The organism is Mycobacterium shigaense (assembly GCF_002356315.1).
Taxonomy (GTDB): Bacteria; Actinomycetota; Actinomycetes; order Mycobacteriales; family Mycobacteriaceae; genus Mycobacterium; species Mycobacterium shigaense.
Window position 1 is genome coordinate 4,975,303 of record NZ_AP018164.1, and the last position, 16,090, is coordinate 4,991,392.

15 protein-coding genes, 1 tRNA gene and 1 other RNA gene are annotated in these 16,090 nt (G+C 66.5%); 9 read left to right on the forward strand and 8 right to left on the reverse strand.

Going from position 1 to position 16,090, the window contains the following annotated elements; translation table 11 throughout:
- Window positions 1-62 precede the first annotated feature (62 nt).
- Window positions 63-743, forward strand: coding sequence for a C39 family peptidase (locus MSG_RS23435; RefSeq protein ID WP_232011114.1), 681 nt, complete (start codon window positions 63-65; stop codon window positions 741-743).
- A gap of 8 nt (window positions 744-751) precedes the next feature.
- On the opposite strand, the gene recR is transcribed toward MSG_RS23435, so the two are convergent.
- Both recR and MSG_RS23445 read right to left on the reverse strand, forming a co-directional pair.
- Complete coding sequence (recR, locus tag MSG_RS23440) at window positions 752-1,363, reverse strand: recombination mediator RecR (RefSeq protein ID WP_096443450.1); 612 nt, start codon at window positions 1,361-1,363, stop codon at window positions 752-754.
- A gap of 9 nt (window positions 1,364-1,372) precedes the next feature.
- Window positions 1,373-1,723, reverse strand: a complete 351-nt coding sequence (locus MSG_RS23445; RefSeq protein ID WP_096443452.1) for a YbaB/EbfC family nucleoid-associated protein — start codon at window positions 1,721-1,723, stop codon at window positions 1,373-1,375.
- Window positions 1,724-1,821: 98 nt separating this feature from the next.
- Between MSG_RS23445 and MSG_RS23450 the strand changes: the two genes are divergently transcribed.
- A complete protein-coding gene (locus tag MSG_RS23450; RefSeq protein ID WP_096443454.1) occupies window positions 1,822-2,595 on the forward strand; it encodes an Rv3717 family N-acetylmuramoyl-L-alanine amidase in 774 nt (257 codons plus the stop codon).
- A gap of 80 nt (window positions 2,596-2,675) precedes the next feature.
- On the opposite strand, the gene MSG_RS23455 is transcribed toward MSG_RS23450, so the two are convergent.
- Window positions 2,676-3,113, reverse strand: coding sequence for an SRPBCC family protein (locus tag MSG_RS23455; RefSeq protein ID WP_096443456.1), 438 nt, complete (start codon window positions 3,111-3,113; stop codon window positions 2,676-2,678).
- 128 nt (window positions 3,114-3,241) lie between these two features.
- On the opposite strand from MSG_RS23455, the gene MSG_RS23460 reads away from it, so the two are divergent.
- The 3 genes from MSG_RS23460 to MSG_RS23470 all read left to right on the forward strand — a co-directional run bounded on the left by MSG_RS23460 (window position 3,242) and on the right by MSG_RS23470 (window position 6,960).
- Complete coding sequence (locus MSG_RS23460) at window positions 3,242-4,588, forward strand: FAD-binding oxidoreductase (protein WP_181159184.1); 1,347 nt, start codon at window positions 3,242-3,244, stop codon at window positions 4,586-4,588.
- On the forward strand, window positions 4,585-5,904 hold the full coding sequence (locus MSG_RS23465; RefSeq protein WP_181159185.1) for a class I SAM-dependent methyltransferase: 1,320 nt from the start codon (window positions 4,585-4,587) through the stop codon (window positions 5,902-5,904). The genes MSG_RS23460 and MSG_RS23465 overlap by 4 nt, the downstream gene beginning before the upstream one ends.
- Window positions 5,905-6,009: 105 nt before the next feature.
- Window positions 6,010-6,960: an IS481 family transposase gene (locus MSG_RS23470; protein ID WP_096444763.1), complete on the forward strand. Its 951-nt coding sequence runs from the start codon at window positions 6,010-6,012 to the stop codon at window positions 6,958-6,960.
- A 33-nt stretch (window positions 6,961-6,993) separates the two neighbouring features.
- Here the strand turns inward: MSG_RS23470 and MSG_RS23475 are convergent, their stop codons facing one another.
- From MSG_RS23475 to ffs, 3 genes are all read right to left on the reverse strand, one after another.
- Window positions 6,994-8,850, reverse strand: a complete 1,857-nt coding sequence (locus MSG_RS23475; protein ID WP_096443462.1) for a DNA polymerase III subunits gamma/tau — start codon at window positions 8,848-8,850, stop codon at window positions 6,994-6,996.
- A 242-nt stretch (window positions 8,851-9,092) separates the two neighbouring features.
- A complete protein-coding gene (locus MSG_RS23480; RefSeq protein ID WP_096444764.1) occupies window positions 9,093-10,385 on the reverse strand; it encodes an aminotransferase class I/II-fold pyridoxal phosphate-dependent enzyme in 1,293 nt (430 codons plus the stop codon).
- Window positions 10,386-10,447: 62 nt separating this feature from the next.
- An RNA gene (gene ffs, locus MSG_RS23485) (signal recognition particle sRNA small type) lies at window positions 10,448-10,544 on the reverse strand.
- Between the two features lie 78 nt (window positions 10,545-10,622).
- Here ffs and MSG_RS23490 point away from each other — a divergent pair.
- Both MSG_RS23490 and MSG_RS23495 read left to right on the forward strand, forming a co-directional pair.
- A tRNA-Ser gene (locus tag MSG_RS23490) sits at window positions 10,623-10,708 on the forward strand.
- Window positions 10,709-10,811: 103 nt separating this feature from the next.
- Complete coding sequence (locus tag MSG_RS23495) at window positions 10,812-11,639, forward strand: hypothetical protein (RefSeq protein WP_096443464.1); 828 nt, start codon at window positions 10,812-10,814, stop codon at window positions 11,637-11,639.
- Between the two features lie 23 nt (window positions 11,640-11,662).
- On the opposite strand, the gene MSG_RS23500 is transcribed toward MSG_RS23495, so the two are convergent.
- Window positions 11,663-12,403, reverse strand: coding sequence for an enoyl-CoA hydratase/isomerase family protein (locus MSG_RS23500; protein WP_096443466.1), 741 nt, complete (start codon window positions 12,401-12,403; stop codon window positions 11,663-11,665).
- 243 nt (window positions 12,404-12,646) lie between these two features.
- Window positions 12,647-13,390: a helix-turn-helix transcriptional regulator gene (locus MSG_RS23510; RefSeq protein WP_096443468.1), complete on the reverse strand. Its 744-nt coding sequence runs from the start codon at window positions 13,388-13,390 to the stop codon at window positions 12,647-12,649.
- A gap of 141 nt (window positions 13,391-13,531) precedes the next feature.
- On the opposite strand from MSG_RS23510, the gene MSG_RS23515 reads away from it, so the two are divergent.
- The gene (locus tag MSG_RS23515; protein WP_096443470.1) at window positions 13,532-14,992 is read left to right on the forward strand and encodes an amino acid permease; all 1,461 of its coding nucleotides are present in this window, start codon (window positions 13,532-13,534) and stop codon (window positions 14,990-14,992) included.
- Window positions 14,992-16,089 (forward strand): D-TA family PLP-dependent enzyme, encoded by a 1,098-nt coding sequence (locus tag MSG_RS23520; protein WP_096443472.1) that lies wholly within the window; start codon window positions 14,992-14,994, stop codon window positions 16,087-16,089. The genes MSG_RS23515 and MSG_RS23520 overlap by 1 nt, the downstream gene beginning before the upstream one ends.
- The last annotated feature ends 1 nt before the right edge of the window (window position 16,090 follow it).

The window sequence follows — 16,090 nt, forward strand, 5'->3', positions numbered from 1 at the left end:
TCCTAGAGGGCCGCTGGCCAGCCTTTTCTCGCCGCTTGACGGCTAGAGAAAGGGACCCCTTGATGACGCAACTCGCCCCCTGCCATGCCACCACCGCGCGCTTCGGTGTGCTCGCCGCCATGGCGAGCGCGGCCGTCGCCGCCGCGGCCGCCACGGCGGTGGCGATCGGATCGGCCGGCACGACCGAGGCCGCGCCCGGGCCTGCCGCCCAGCAGGCCGAGCCCGGTATGCACGGCGACCCGGTCGCCGCCGGCCGCTTCTGGCACTACCAGCAGCAGACCTTCGACTGCGGCGAGATGGCGGTCGCGGACGTGATCGGGGAGATCACCGGCCGCTCGCCGACCGAGGACGAGATCACCGGCGCGGCCGCGAACATCCCGAGTGTGGCCCACCCTGGACCGATCTACAACGGCGGGAAGACCAGCAACCGCGACCTGCCGGTGCTCCTGGCCCACTACGGCGTCGCGGCCGACATCAACCATCCGGGCACCGACGCGCTGATACAACGACTGGACGACGGCCGCAAGGTGATCGTCGGGGTCAACGACAAGGTGCTGTGGAACACCCGCGGCAACCGCACGCAAGAGAACCATTTCGTGGTCATCACCGGCATCGACACCACCACCAACACGGTGCACATGAACGACAGCGGCATTGCCGCCGGCCGCGACGAGCAGGTCTCCATCGCCACCTTCGAAAAGGCGTGGGCGGCCAGCGACAACTTCGCCGTCGTCACCCGGTGACGGATCGATCAGACCATGGCCCGGCGGCCGGTGAGCGCGCGGCCCAGCGTCAATTCGTCGGCGAACTCCAGGTCGCCGCCCATCGGCAGCCCGGACGCGATGCGCGTCACGGTGAGGCCGGGGATGTCGCGCAGCATCCGCACCAGGTAGGTGGCCGTCGCCTCGCCCTCGGTGTTCGGGTCGGTGGCGATGATCACCTCCGTGATGTCGACGTCGTCGACGCGTTCACCGATGCGGCTCAGCAGTTCCCGGATCCGCAGTTGCTCGGGGCCGACACCGGAAAGCGGGTCTAGCGCGCCGCCCAGAACGTGGTAGCGGCCGCGGAACTCACGGGTCCGCTCCACCGCCTGGACGTCCTTCGGCTCCTCGACGACGCACACCTGCGAACCGTCGCGGCGCGGGTCGGCGCAGATCCGGCAGCGCTCGTCGTCGGAGACGTTGCCGCACACCGCGCAGAACCGCACGCCGTCGCGGACTTTGGCCAGCACCGCGGTGAGCCGGTCGATGTCCGGCGGTTCGACCGACAGCAGATGGAAAGCGATGCGCTGCGCGCTCTTTGGTCCGATGCCCGGCAGCTTGCCGAGCTCGTCGATCAGATCCTGGACCGGTCCCTCGAACATGGGAGAGGTCTACAGCCCCGCCGGCGGCGCCGAAGGCGGCGGAGCGGACGGCGGGGCGGTCAGACCGCCGGCCAGCGCGCCCAATCGCTCCTGCGCCAGCTGAGTGACTTGGGCTGAGGCATTGGCCATCGCGCCGACGATCAGGTCCTGCAGGGTCTCGACGTCCGCCGGGTCGACGACCTTGGGGTCGATGTTCACCGCGACCAGTTCGCCGCTGCCCTTGACGACGACCTTGACCAGACCGCCGCCCGCCTCGCCGTGTATCTCGGCGTTGGCGAGCTGGTGCTGGGCCTCCATGAGCTTCTGCTGCATCTGCTGCGCCTGGGCGAGCAGCGCCGACATGTCGCCTCCGGGTTGCATGACAGTCCCCTCGCGTCTTGGTCTCGACTTGGTTTCGCCTGTGGATGTCGGGCGATTCAAAACACCCAGCGTAGACCGCGCGAGGTTACCTTTGCGCCGTGGACCTTCCAGTGCGCACACGTGTCGGAATCAGAACCCTGCTCGGCGTCGTGATCGCCGCCGCGACAGTCATCATCCCGACGGCGACCCAGACCGCGTGGGGAGCCCCCTCCAACATCGCCGGCATGGTCGTTGTCATCGACCCCGGCCACAACGGCTCCAACGACGCGTCCATCGGTCGCCAGGTCCCGACCGGCCGCGGCGGCACCAAGGACTGCCAGACCAGCGGCACCGCGACCAACAGCGGTTACATGGAGCACACCTTCACCTGGGACACCGCGCTGCGGCTGCGCGCTGAGCTCAACGCGCTCGGCGTGCGGACCGCGCTGGCGCGCAACGACGACACCGGGCTCGGACCGTGCGTCGACGCCCGCGCCGCCATGGAAAACTCATTGCACCCCAACGCGATCGTGAGCATTCACGCCGACGGCGGACCCCCGTCGGGGCGAGGCTTCCACGTCAACTACTCGGCGCCGCCGCTCAATCAGGCGCAGGCCGGGCCTTCGGTGCAGTTCGCCCGGATCATGCGCGACCAGATGCAGGCCTCGGGCATCCCGCCGGCGACCTACATCGGTCAGAACGGCTTGTACGGGCGCTCGGATCTGGCCGGCCTGAACCTGGCGCAGTACCCGTCGATCCTGGTCGAGTGCGGCAACATGAAGAACCCGGTCGACTCGGCGCTGATGGAGTCGCCCGAGGGCCGGCAGAAATACGCCGACGCGCTCACCCGCGGCGTCGCCGGCTTCCTGGCCAGCCAGGCGCAGGCGCGCTAGCCGGACTTGCCCGCCTCTCCCCCGCAAGCAGGAGGTGCCCCCACCTCGGGCCGCCGCGCGGCCCGCATCATCACCGAGCGCTAGCCTTCCAGCTCGCTCTTCAGGTTGGCCAGAACCGCACCCTGAATCTTCCTCAGACCCAGTGGCGCAAAGGTCTTTTCGAAGAATCCCTTGACGCCGCCGGCGCCCGTCCAGGTCGTTTTCACGGTGACGCTGGATCCCGGACCGGCCGGCGCGACCGTCCAGTTGGTGATCATCGACGAGTTCGCGTCCTTCTCGATGACCGAGTGGCCCGCGACGTCGACGTTGACCTGCACGTCGCGCACCCGCGACTTGGTGGCCTGCAACTTCCACTTGGCGACGGTGCCTGCGCCCTGCCCGCCTTCGAGTACCTGGTACTCGCTGTACTGGGGAGACAAGATCTTCGGGCGAACCGTCTGATAGTCTGCCACCGCCGCGAGCGTTGCCGCGGGCTCGACATTGATCAAGATCGTACTTGCCGCGCTCACCTGGCCCATCAGGGCAACTCCTCTTGTGTGATGCCGCCCGCACGCTGGTGCACGGGCCGTGCCCGAAGACTAGGGTATATGTGGTGCCTATCCCTGGATCTGCACTCTCTACCCACAGGGCGGGCGTTGACCGGTTGATGGCCAGTTATCGGTCCATCCCGGCGACGTCCGTTGTTCGGCTGGCCAAACCCACGTCAAATCTGTTCCGTGCCCGCACCAAAAGCGAGTCGAAGGGGTTGGACACCTCGGGCTTGACGGAGGTACTCAGCGTCGATCCCGATGCTCGCACCGCCGATGTGGCCGGCATGTGCACCTACGAAACCCTGGTAGCGGCAACCCTTCCCTACGGACTTTCGCCCCTGGTGGTACCGCAATTGAAGACCATCACGCTGGGCGGTGCGGTCAGCGGCCTGGGCATCGAGTCGGCATCGTTTCGCAATGGCTTGCCTCACGAATCGGTGCTCGATATGGATATCCTCACCGGCGCCGGCGAATTGCTCACCGCGTCACGAACCCAGCACGCCGACTTGTTTCGCACCTTTCCCAATTCGTATGGAACGCTTGGGTATTCGACTCGGCTGCGTATCGAGCTAGAGCCCGTGGCGCCGTTTGTGGCGTTGCGCCACCTCCGATTCAGCTCGTTGCCCGACATGATCGCGGCGGCCGAGCGCATCATTGACACCGGCGGGCACCGCGGCACTCCCGTCGACTACCTCGACGGCGTGGTGTTCGGCGCCGACGAAAGCTACCTGTGCATCGGCAGGCGGACCACCACCCCCGGGCCGGTCAGCGACTACACCGGAAAGAACATCTATTACCGGTCGATCCAGCACGACATCGCCGGCATGGAAAGCGGCAAAGACGACCGCCTGACCATTCACGACTACCTCTGGCGCTGGGACACCGATTGGTTCTGGTGCTCACGCGCATTCGGCGTGCAGAACCCGCGGCTGCGGCGCTGGTGGCCACGCCGCTACCGGCGCAGCAGCGTCTACTCGAGGCTCGTGGCCGCCGACCGGCAGTTCGGCGTGTCCGACCGGATCGAGGCCCGCAGTGTTCGTTCACCGGCCCAGTCCCCCAGAGAGCGGGTGGTCCAGGACATCGAGGTGCCGATCAGGCGCGCCGTCGATTTCTTGGAGTGGTTCCTGGGCAACGTCCCGATCACGCCGATCTGGTTGTGCCCGTTGCGAATTCGCGATCATGACGGCTGGCCGCTGTATCCCATCAGGCTCGACCAGACCTACGTCAACGTGGGCTTTTGGTCCTCGGTGCCCGCCGGAGCCGTCGCGGGCGCCGCCAACCGGGCGATCGAGGCAAAAGTCAGTGAGCTCGAGGGGCACAAGTCGCTGTACTCCGACTCCTTCTACACCCGCGATGAGTTTGACGAGCTCTACGGCGGGGAGGCCTACAACACGGTCAAGAAGTCCTACGACCCCGATTCTCGGCTGCTCGATCTCTACGCGAAGGCGGTGCAACGGCGATGACGACGACCAAGGAGCCCCACCGTGCGCCCCACTCTTCCCGGGGCAAACTCAGCATGGCCGAGGTGCTGGCCATCTTCACCGCAAGCGGGCAGCATCGGCTGAAGTTCACCGCCTACGACGGCAGCACCGCCGGCAGCGCGGATTCCGCGCTGGGCCTCGAACTGCGCACGCCGCGTGGTGCCACCTACCTGGCGACGGCCCCCGGCGAGCTCGGCATCGCCCGCGCCTACATATCGGGCGACCTGCAAGCGTGCGGCGTGCATCCCGGCGATCCCTACGAGCTACTCAAGACGCTGACCGACCGCGTCCAGTTCAAGCGGCCGTCGGCGCGGGACCTGGCCAGCGCGGTCCGCGCGATCGGCGTCGAGCACTTGGTGCCGATCGCCCCGCCGCCGCTGGAGACACCGCCGCGCTGGCGCCGGATGGCCGATGGCCTGCTGCACAGCAAGACTCGGGACGCCGAGGCGATCCATCACCACTACGACGTGTCGAACACGTTCTACGAGTGGGTGCTCGGCCCGTCGATGACCTATACCTGCGCGGTCTATCCGCACGCCGACGCGACACTCGAGGAAGCCCAGGAGAACAAGTACCGGCTGGTCTTCGACAAGCTCCGGCTGCAACCGGGCGACCGGTTACTCGATGTCGGCTGCGGCTGGGGCGGCATGGTGCGCTACGCCGCCCGCCGCGGGGTGCGGGTCATCGGCGCGACGCTGTCGGCCGAGCAGGCCAGCTGGGCGCGCAAGGCCATCGCCGATGAGGGCCTGGGCGACCTGGCCGAGGTGCGCCACTCCGACTACCGCGACGTGCCCGAGACCGGCTTCGACGCCGTTTCCTCCATCGGGCTCACCGAGCACATCGGCGTCCGAAACTACCCGTCCTACTTCGGCTTTCTGAAGTCGAGGCTGCGCACTGGCGGCCTGCTGCTCAACCATTGCATCACCCGGCACGAAAATCGGCAGAATCCCATCGGCGGCGGCTTCACCGACCGCTATGTGTTCCCCGACGGGGAGCTGACCGGCTCGGGACGCATCATCACCGACGCGCAGGACGCGGGTTTCGAGGTGCTGCACACCGAGAACTTCCGGCACCACTACGCGATGACGCTGCGCGACTGGTGCGCCAATCTCGTCGAGCACTGGGACGAGGCGGTCGACGAGGTCGGCCTGCAGATCGCCAAGGTATGGGGACTGTACATGGCGGCATCACGAGTTGCCTTCGAGCAGAACAACCTTCAGCTACATCACGTGCTGGCCGCCAACGGCGGCGCCCGGGGTGACGACAGCCTGCCGCTGCGGCCCTGGTGGAACCCCTAGGTGTCCCTGGACATGACGTTGGTAGCAGGCGTGTCGGCTTGATGTGAGGAGAACCCCCGGGTGGGGTGTGGCTTGTCTAAGGCCCACATCCGCTCGGAGGTTCTCGTGTCCCACCGTAATGCCCGCACCACGTTTCATGGCCGACTGCTCATGGTGCAGCGGTATCACCAGGGCTGGCCCAAGGCCCATATCGCCGCGGCGATGGGGGTATCACGCAAGTGCGTGCATACCTGGATCAGGCGCTTTGAGATCGACGGGCAGGCGGGCCTGGTTGACCGTTCCTGCCGGCCGCACACGATGCCCACCCGCACGCCACAGGGTTTGGAGAACCAGATCGTGGCCTGGCGACGCCGGCATCGCTGCGGCCCGGAGGAGATCGGGATCAAGCTGGGGGTGTCCACCCGCACCGTCTCGCGGGTGTTGCGCCGCCGCAGTGTGTCCTATCTGCGCGACTGCGATCCGATAACCGGCGTACCGATCCGAGCATCCAAAGCCAGCGCGGTGCGCTACGAACGGGAACGTCCCGGTGAGCTGGTGCACGTCGATGTCAAGAAGCTCGGCAGGATCCCCGACGGCGGTGGCTGGCGTGCCCACGGACGCAGCGAGGAGGTTCGCGGCCGCGGGATCGGCTATGACTATGTGCATTCCATGGTCGATGACCACTCCCGGCTGGCGTACTCCGAGATCTTGCTCGATGAGAAAGGGCCTACCTGTGCCGGCTTCCTTAGCCGTGGTGCGGCCTACTTCGCCGCTTGCGGGATCACCCGCATCGAGCAGGTCATCACCGACAACCACCTCAGCTACCGCCGCTCAACGGCCTTCGCCGAGGCGGTCGAGCAGTTAGGGGCCAGCCAACTTTTCATCAAGCCGCACTGCCCCTGGCAGAATGGCAAAGCCGAAAGATACAACCGCACTCTGCAATCCGAGTGGGCCTGTCGGCGGGTCTTTGTGTCCGACGCCGCCAGGGCTCAGGCCCTTGCGCCATGGCTCACTGTCTACAACACTCAACGCCGTCACAGCTCACTCGGCGGCTATCCGCCCATCAGCCGACTGTGACCAACGTGATGTCTCGGTACACCTAGGGCGTGGCTAGCCGCCGTCGATCCGGCGGGCGCCGAGTTCGTTCTGCAGCAGTTCGAGCGCGACCTCCTCGGGGTCGCGCCGCGGGGTCGACGGGTCGGTCTCTCCGGCCTCGGCGAGCATGTGCTCCTCTTCGTCGCGCTGCGACGAATCTGCTTCGGGGACGGCAGGTTCCGCCTGAGTCGGTGCTGGGTTCGCGGCGGCCTGAGCTGCCGGTGCCGCCACCGCGGGCGCCGGCGAGCCGGTTTCGCAGCGTACCCGCCAATTCACTCCCAGCGCATCTTTGAGCGCTTCGGCGATGACATCGGCGTTGCGCTGCTCGGACAGCCGCTTGGCCAGCGGCGCCGATTCGTGCGTCAGCACCAGCGTGTCGTCGTCCACGGCCCGCACCGTCGCGCCCGCCAGCATCACCTCGGTGGTGCGGCTGCGCTGGCGCACCTTGTCGCGGACCGCCGGCCACATGGTGCGCACCGCGGCGGCGTTGAGTTCGCCGGGCGCAGAAGCGGATTCGGCGGCCTGGGGCGGGGCCGATGCGGCCGCGGGCGCTGGGGCCGGCACGGGCACGGGTTCGGGCGGTGCCGGCGCTGCGGCCTTCGGTTCGGGCGCCGGCTCTGGCCGGGCCGCGCGCTTGGCGGACGCCCGTGTGAATCGGGGTGCCTCGGCCGGCGCGAGCTGCGTTGTCCGGGAATGGGTTTCGGAGACCGGAATCGACATGTCCAGCCGGGTCTCGATCCGCTCGACACGTTGCAGCAACGCCGCCTCGGTGTCGCTGGCCGAGGGTAACAGCAGTCGCGCACAGACGACTTCGAGCAGCAGCCGTGGTGCCGTCGCGCCGCGCATCTCCCCCAAACCCGCCTGCACCACCTCGGCGTAGCGCGTCAGGGTCGCCGTGCCGATCCGGGTCGCCTGATCGCGCATCCGCTCCAGCACGTCCTCCGGCGCGTCGACCACGCCGCGGCTCACCGCGTCCGGAACCGCTTGCAGCAGAATCAGATCGCGGAACCGCTCGAGCAGGTCGGTGGCGAACCGCCGCGGATCGTGGCCCGCGTCGATCACCGATTCGACCGCTCCGAACAAGGCCGCGGCGTCCGCGGCGCCGAGAGCGTCCACGGCGTCGTCGATCAACGCGATGTCGGTGGCGCCCAACAGGCCCAGCGCCCGCTGATAGGTCACATGGGCGCCCTCGGCACCCGCCACCAACTGGTCCAGCACCGAGAGGGTGTCACGCGGTGAGCCGCCGCCCGCGCGGATCACCAGCGGGTAGACCGCGTCGTCGACCACGACGTTCTCCTGCTCGCAGATCCGGCCGATCAGCGCCCGCATGGTCTTCGGCGGCAGCAGCCGGAACGGGTAGTGATGCGTCCGCGACCGAATCGTCGGCAGCACCTTCTCCGGTTCGGTGGTGGCGAAGATGAAGATGAGGTGCTCGGGCGGCTCCTCCACGATCTTGAGCAGCGCGTTGAATCCGGCTGTCGTCACCATGTGGGCCTCGTCGACGATGAACACCCGGTAGCGCGACTGCGCGGGCGCATAGAAGGCACGGTCGCGCAGCTCGCGGGTGTCGTCCACACCGCCGTGGCTGGCGGCGTCGAGCTCCACGACGTCGATGCTGCCGGGTGCGTTGGGCGCCAGCGCCACGCAGGAATCGCACACCCCGCAGGGGGCGGCCGTCGGGCCCTGCGCGCAGTTCAGCGAGCGGGCCAGGATGCGCGCCGACGAGGTCTTTCCGCAGCCGCGGGGCCCGGAAAACAGGTAGGCGTGGTTGATTCGGCCCGCTTCCAGGGCAATGGACAGCGGCTCGGTGACGTGCTCCTGCCCCACCACCTCGGCGAAGGTTGCCGGTCGGTATTTGCGGTAGAGGGCCACGATCAGCAGGCTACCGGCGCCGCCCGACGACGACGCGGGCGCCGTGGGGCCCGCTGAGAAGCCGGACCGGAGGCACGGTGACTAAGCCCGGGCAGGCATCCGGTGTGCATCGAGGGCGTTCGGTGTGCCTGAGCGGCTTGAAGTGTGCGCGTGGGGCGGGATTTGGCCAGATCCCCCCGCCGCAGAGGCACACGCGGCGCCGTCAGCGCACGCTCAATACCCTCAGCGCACCATCGAAGCCGTCAGTTCACGCTGGGCGCCGGGGCGCCGATCCGCGCCTCCGAGGCCGCCAGCAGCGCGCAGGTCGCCAGGCCGTCGACCGCGTCGCGCAGGTCCGGCAGCGACGGGAAGGTCGGCGCGATCCGGATGTTCTTGTCCTCCGGATCCTTGCGGTACGGGAACGACGCACCCGCCTCGGTGACCGCGATGCCGGCGCCCTTGGCCAGGGCGACCGTCCGCTTGGCCGTCCCGGGCAGCACGTCGAGGCTGATGAAATAGCCCCCCTTGGGGTCGGTCCACGAGGCGATCTTGGATTCGCTGAGCCGCTGATCCAGGATTTCCAGCGCCAGCGCGAACTTCGGCGCCAGGATCTGCTGGTGACGCAGCATGTGCAGGCGCACCCCGTCGGCATCGCCGAAGAAGCGGAGGTGCCGCAGCTGGTTGATCTTGTCCGGGCCGATCGACTTCTTCCCGGCGTACTGCAGGTACCAGGCGATGTTGCCCAGCGATCCGCCCAGGAAGCTGACGCCGGCACCCGCATAGGTGATCTTCGAGGTGGACGCGAAGACGTAGGGCCGGTTGGGGTTGCCGGCCGTGGCGGCCAGCCCGAGCACGTCGATCTGAGGAAGGAAATCGTGCGTGAGGGTGTGCACGGCGTAGGCGTTGTCCCAGAACAGCCGGAAGTCGGGCGCCGCCGTTCGCATCTGGACGAGCCGGCGCACCGTCTCCCAGGAGTAGGTGACCCCGGTGGGGTTGCCGAACACCGGCACCACCCACATGCCCTTGATCGCGGGGTCGACGGCCACCAGCTCCTCGATCAGGTCGACGTCCGGGCCTTCCTCGTGCATCGGGATCGGGATCATCTCGACGCCCATGGTCTCGGTGATCGCGAAGTGCCGGTCGTAGCCGGGGACGGGGCACAGAAACTTGACGCCGGGCTCGTCCTTCCAGGGCCGCTGCGAGTCCACCCCGCCGTAGAGCATCGAGAAGGCGACGTGGTCGTGCATCAGCTCGAGACTGGAGTTGTTCCCGGCGATCAGGTTCGGCACCGGGATGCCGAGCAGCTCGGAGAAGATGGCGCGCAGCTCGGGCAATCCGTGCAGGCCCCCGTAGTTGCGGGTGTCGGTGCCCTCGCCGTCGCGATAGTCGTCGCCGGGCAGACTCAACAGCTGGTTGGACAGGTCCAGTTGCTCGGCGGAGGGTTTGCCGCGGGTCAGATCCAGCGCCAGCTTCTTGGCCTGCAGCTCTGCGTAGTCCTGCTGGTGGCGAGCGTGCAGCGCTGCCAGATCGTCGGGGCTGAGGGAATCGAACGCCACCATCTTGGTTGGGGGCCCTTTCACTGTCGGACGCCGCAGGGACGAGTGCTACCGGGTCCCCTACACAGGGGACCCCGCGCACCCGACAGAGCCCATTGACCCTTGCTGCCTTCCGGCCCTGGGGGAGTTCACAGGATAGACGCCGCGCGGGGTCCTTCGGCGAGTCTAATGCCTGGCTCGGGGTGGCCCGCCGCGGCCGTGGGACGACCGCTCTCGGCCAGCGGCTACCATTGCCACGGAGGATTCGCCTAGTGGCCTATGGCGCTCGCCTGGAACGCGGGTTGGGTTAATAGCCCTCGCGGGTTCAAATCCCGCATCCTCCGCAGATCGGTCGCACCGGCTCGACAAGCGCGACCAATGCTTGGATTCGGCTTGAGCTGCCCTTAGGCTGGCGTGGGCTCGGCCGCTGGCAAACAAAGGAGAGGTATGGGGCGCAGGATCGCCATCCTGTGGCATGCGTCGTTTGCCGTCGCTGCCGGCGTCCTCTACTTCTTTTTCGTGGTGCCCCGCTGGCCTGAGCTGATGGGCGACACCTCGCATGGGCTGGGGACGACGCTGCGCATCGTGACGGGTGCGCTGATCGCCTTGGCCGCGCTGCCGGTGGTGTTCACCCTGCTGCGCACGCGCAAGCCGGAGCTGGGCACGCCGCAGCTGGCCCTGTCCATGCGAGTCCGGTCGATCGTGGCTCACGTACTGGCCGGGCTGCTGATCATCGGCACCGCAATCAGCGAGATCTGGCTCAGCCTGGACAGCGCCGGGCAGTATCTGTTCGCGATCTACACCGCCGCGGCCGCGATCGGCCTGCTCGGGTTCTTCGCGTTCTACCTGTCGTTCGCCGCCGAGCTGCCGCCGCCCCCGCCGAAGCCGATCAAGGCGAAGAAGCCCAAACGGCGCCGGCTGCGCCGTAAGAAGGGCGACGTGGCGGACGCCGAGGAAGCCACCGACGCCGACGAGGCGGAAACTGACGAAGCAGAGGACACCGGAGCCGACGACGCCGAAGAGACCGTCACCGCGGAAGAAGCCGGCAAAGAAACCGAAACAGCGGAAGAACCCGCGGAAGAGTCAGTTGAGCCCACCGCCAAAGCTGTCGAAGCCGTCAAAGCCGAGAAGCCGTCGACCGACGTGCCGTCAGACGAGGCCGACGACGACAGCGAGGAACCCCGCAGCGGACTGCAAAACCGCCGTCCGGAGGGCAAGGGCACGCACCGCATGCGGCGCCGGCGCACCCGCGGTGGCGTTGCGCTCAACGAGTGACCAGCCGCCGCGGCGCCGAGTGCTCAGTCGCGGCGTCGAAGACTCTCCACATAGGCGGCCAGGCGCTGCTGCGTCTCGTCCGAACCCCACAGCTGGCGGACGCCGGCATCGATAGCGCCACCCTGCCGGATCCTCTCCACGGCCGGGCCGCGTAGCTGAGCTTTCGTATCGCGATAGGCCTCGACCGGGAGTTCGCCCAGTTCTGCGGCCTCCGCGACCGCCGCCTCGACCACATCCTCGGCGACGACGCGGTGGGCCAGCCCGCGGGTGGTGGCGTCGGCTCCCTTATAGGTGCGGGCGCCGAGCAGCACTTCCTCGGCGCGATCCCCGCAGGCATAACGCATTACTTCCAGCGCGGCGACCGGGAAGGAGACGCCGACGCGAACCTCGGCCGCGCCGATCCCCGCTTCGGGAGCGATCAGGCGGCGATCGCAGGCACATGCCAGCACACACCCGCCGGCGATCGCGGCACCGTTGATGGCGGCCACCGTCGGCCACGGAAAGCCGAACAACGCGTCGAACGTGTTGGACAGCGCCGGAACCAATCGATCGGTGTAATCGCTACCTCCCTCGACAACGCGGTTGAGGTCGACCCCGGCGGAAAACACCCGGCCCGCACCGGTGATGACCAGCGGACCGTTGCCCGAATCCTGCAACTCACGAAAGGTTCGGGTCAGCTCGTCGAGCACTTCCACATCGAGCGCATTGACACGCCCCGCGGACAGGGTCAACACCCGCACCGAACCGACAGTTTGGATCTCCATCACAAGGACACTCAAGCACTCAGCGGCCGAGCTACTGCTGGTGGGTCAGTCTGGCGAGGATCACCGGAATGTCGGTGTTCTCGTCGGTGTGATAGCTCGCGCAGGCCCGGTGGTAGCCCGTCGGCGATCTGCAACGGAACACCCGTCACGATGTCGCCGCGCACCGACAGAATGGGCGTCGACAGGCGCGATATCGCCGGTTGGCGGACGCCGGCTTCAGGCACTGGGGCTCGGGCGAATCGGTTAAGTGCTTGATGCCCGCGCGTGTATCGCGTTGAGGTAGTTGTAAACCGTATAGCGGGTGACATCCAGTGCGGCCGCTGCTGTCTCGGCAGATTGTTTGACCAGAAAATAGCCCTGCTGGTCGAGTTCGGCGACAACCTCCATCTTGTGTTCCTTGCGCATCTCGGCAACGGGCACGCCAACGTTGGCGATCGCCGCATCGATGAGCCGTGCCGACAGCTCCTCCACGCTGTGCGGAAAATGTTCACTGACTGGGTCGCTGAGCACAGTTTGGACAAATGGTGTGGAGGTTCGAAGAGGGATCGACACGGCTTCGCCGTCCGCGTCGGCTGGTATTAAGCCGTCGAGTGCGCCGCGGAGATGCTCCCAGGCCGTGACGTCGGTATTGATGCAGAGTGCAGCGGCGGGCTCGTCGTCGCGAGCGGTGAACATGATCGTGCTGGAGCGCAGCACTCGTCCGTCGGGCAGCACGGACCGATACGCGATCTGGTGGCGGAGGTCTCCGGTGGCGACACTGCGCAGCAGTTTGTCCGTCGGTGGGTCTCCTGGCCGCCGCCCGGTGATGTCACCGGCAATCGCGCGCACCGTGTTGGGGATTCGCCGCAGGTCGTGCAGGACCACCTCGGTGGGCTGCGGATAACTGCCCTGCAGTGCATCGACCATTTGCTCGAGCATCAGGTTGATCGTCTCGGCGTTGAGGATGCGCAAGGCGGCCACCAGCTGACCAGCCTCCTTCTTCAACATGCGGTCGATTTTAGCCGTCCGGAGCGTGGACACTCCACAACTATTTGTGTAATCTTTGGCGAGGGGCGGGGTCAGTTCAACACAATGTTGAAATAATTTGGTGTCGTCCGTCCCCTGATCCAACTGATGAGGACGCCGGATATGCCAAGTGAAGTCGCTGCCGCATCGGTCGTTGAAGGTAACGCTCCCCACCTTCGCCGCGGCCTCGCCAACCGACATATCCAACTGATCGCGATCGGTGGTGCGGTTGGCACCGGCCTGTTCATGGGATCAGGCCGCACGATTTCTCTCGCTGGTCCGGCGGTGCTACTGGTGTATGGCGTTGTCGGGTTTTTCGTGTTCTTCGTACTGCGGGCGATGGGCGAACTTCTGTTGTCCAACCTGAACTACAAGTCTTTCGTCGACTTCACTTCCGACCTGTTGGGCTCCGGCGCCGGATTCTTTATGGGCTGGTCGTACTGGTTCGCCTGGATCGTCACCGGCATCGCGGAGGTCGTTGCCATCACCGGCTACTCGCAGTATTGGTGGCCCGAGCTGCCCGCGTGGCTACCCCCCCTTCTTACCGTGACGCTGATCCTCTTGCTGAACTTGTTCAACGTCCGCAGCTTCGGCGAGATCGAATTCTGGTTCGCGTTGATAAAAGTCGCGGCGATCCTCTGTCTGATTGCCGTCGGAGCAATTTTGGTGAGCACCGGCTTCGTCAGCTCCGACGGTACCCGCGCTGCACTGGCGAACCTGTGGAATGACGGCGGGTTCTTCGCCACCGGCGCGATGGGCATGGTCGGCGGCTTTCAGATCGCATTCTTCGCCTTCGTCGGTGTCGAACTGCTGGGCACCGCGGTCGCAGAGACCGCTGATCCCCGTCGCACCTTGCCGCGTGCCATCAACGCCGTGCCGGTGCGGATAGTCATCTTCTACATCGGAGCGCTTCTGGCGATCCTGTGTGTCATCCCGTGGCGACATATTGCGCCTGGACAGTCGCCATTCGTGATGATGTTTTCGCTAGCCGGGCTTGCTGCGGCGGCTTCGATCATCAACTTCGTCGTCATCACTTCGGCATCCTCGGCAGCTAATTCTGGGTTCTTCTCGACCGGCCGCATACTGTACGGCCTCGCCCACGCGGGCAGCGCGCCTTCGGGATTTCGCTGGCTCAACCGCGGCGGGGTGCCTGTACCCGCGCTACTTTTGAGCGCCGCCTTGATGCTCATATCCATCCCACTGCTCTACGCCGGCGGCTCGGTGATCAAAGCCTTCACGCTCATCACGACAGTGTCATCGCTGCTCTTCATGTTCGTATGGGCGATGATCGTTGTCAGTTACCTCTCGTACCGTCGCCGCCGCGCACAGCGTCACGCCGAGTCGATTTACAAGATGCCCGGCGGTGTACCGATGTGCTGGGCGATCCTCGGCTTCTTCGTGTTTGTGATCTGGTCCCTGACAACCAAACCAGGTACTGCGACCGCGCTGGCGTGGTTTCCCCTTTGGTTTGTCGTGCTGGCGATCGGGTGGCTTGCGGTCCGCCGGCGCCCAGATCGCGCAGGACAGTACGCCGATTCCAGGCAGAGATGGACCAGCCAACCAACTAGTCAGGAGCACCAATGATGGCAAGCATTCCCGAGGAGATCGATACACCTGCCGTGGTCATCGATTACGACTCGCTGGAGCGCAACATCGCGCGGATGAGCACAGCTATCACCGAACGCGGGATCGGGCTGCGTCCGCACGTGAAGACGCACAAGATGCCCCAGATCGCGCAGTTGCAACTAGATGCGGGCGCAACGGGCCTCACCGTCGCGACCATCGGTGAAGCGGAGGTATTCCTCGACCATGGCGCCGACGACATCTTTATCGCCTACCCACTGTGGATCGATCCGCGCCAAGCCGACCGCCTGCGCCGGCTGAGCAGGCGGGCCCGCATCGCGATCGGGGTCGATTCGCCGCAGGCCGCGATGAACATTGCTGCGAAGTTAGGAAACGACCGTGCGGCAATCGATGTGCTCGTCGAAGTCGATAGCGGGCAACACCGTAGCGGCGTAGCACCGCAGCGGGCGGGCGAAGTCGCCAGCACCGCCGTTGAGGCCGGCCTGCACATCACCGGCGTGTTTACCTTCCCAGGGCACAGCTACGTCCCCGGAAAAGCCGCCGAAGCCGCCGTGCAGGAGCAATACGCCCTCAATCAGGCCACCAATGCGCTTGCTGCAGAAGGTATTACGGTCACTTGCCGAAGCGGCGGGTCCACCCCCACGGCATTCCTAACCGCCGCCGACGGTGCCACCGAAGTTCGCCCGGGCGTCTATGTTTTCGGCGATGCACAACAGCTCGAGCTGGAACGATGCCGATGGGAAGACATCTCGCTGACGGTTGCCGCAACGGTGGTGAGTCGGAACGACACTGCCGATAGCCCGCGCCGGGTCATCTTAGATTCGGGCAGCAAGATCCTCGGCAGCGATCGCCCAGCATGGACCAGCGGCTTCGGCCGCCTCATCGACCACCCGACCGCCAGGATCACGGCACTCTCCGAGCACCACGCCACCGTAGTGTGGCCCGATGAGGCGCAGTTACCACCCATCGGCACACGTCTACGCGTGATCCCCAACCACGTCTGCTCGGTGATTAACCTCGTCGACGAGGTCACCATCGTGCGCGACGACACCGTCATCGACCGATGGCGAGTCGCTGCCCGCGGCAAGAATGGTTAAT

Coding starts and splice junctions, on each gene's coding strand:
- MSG_RS23435 (WP_232011114.1), top strand. CDS start 63: ATGACGCAACTCGCCCCCTGCCATGCCACCACCGCGCGCTTCGGTGTG.
- recR (WP_096443450.1), bottom strand. CDS start 1,363: ATGTTCGAGGGACCGGTCCAGGATCTGATCGACGAGCTCGGCAAGCTG.
- MSG_RS23445 (WP_096443452.1), bottom strand. CDS start 1,723: ATGCAACCCGGAGGCGACATGTCGGCGCTGCTCGCCCAGGCGCAGCAG.
- MSG_RS23455 (WP_096443456.1), bottom strand. CDS start 3,113: ATGGGCCAGGTGAGCGCGGCAAGTACGATCTTGATCAATGTCGAGCCC.
- MSG_RS23460 (WP_181159184.1), top strand. CDS start 3,242: ATGGCCAGTTATCGGTCCATCCCGGCGACGTCCGTTGTTCGGCTGGCC.
- MSG_RS23465 (WP_181159185.1), top strand. CDS start 4,585: ATGACGACGACCAAGGAGCCCCACCGTGCGCCCCACTCTTCCCGGGGC.
- MSG_RS23495 (WP_096443464.1), top strand. CDS start 10,812: ATGGGGCGCAGGATCGCCATCCTGTGGCATGCGTCGTTTGCCGTCGCT.
- MSG_RS23500 (WP_096443466.1), bottom strand. CDS start 12,403: ATGGAGATCCAAACTGTCGGTTCGGTGCGGGTGTTGACCCTGTCCGCG.
- MSG_RS23510 (WP_096443468.1), bottom strand. CDS start 13,390: ATGTTGAAGAAGGAGGCTGGTCAGCTGGTGGCCGCCTTGCGCATCCTC.
- MSG_RS23515 (WP_096443470.1), top strand. CDS start 13,532: ATGCCAAGTGAAGTCGCTGCCGCATCGGTCGTTGAAGGTAACGCTCCC.
- MSG_RS23520 (WP_096443472.1), top strand. CDS start 14,992: ATGGCAAGCATTCCCGAGGAGATCGATACACCTGCCGTGGTCATCGAT.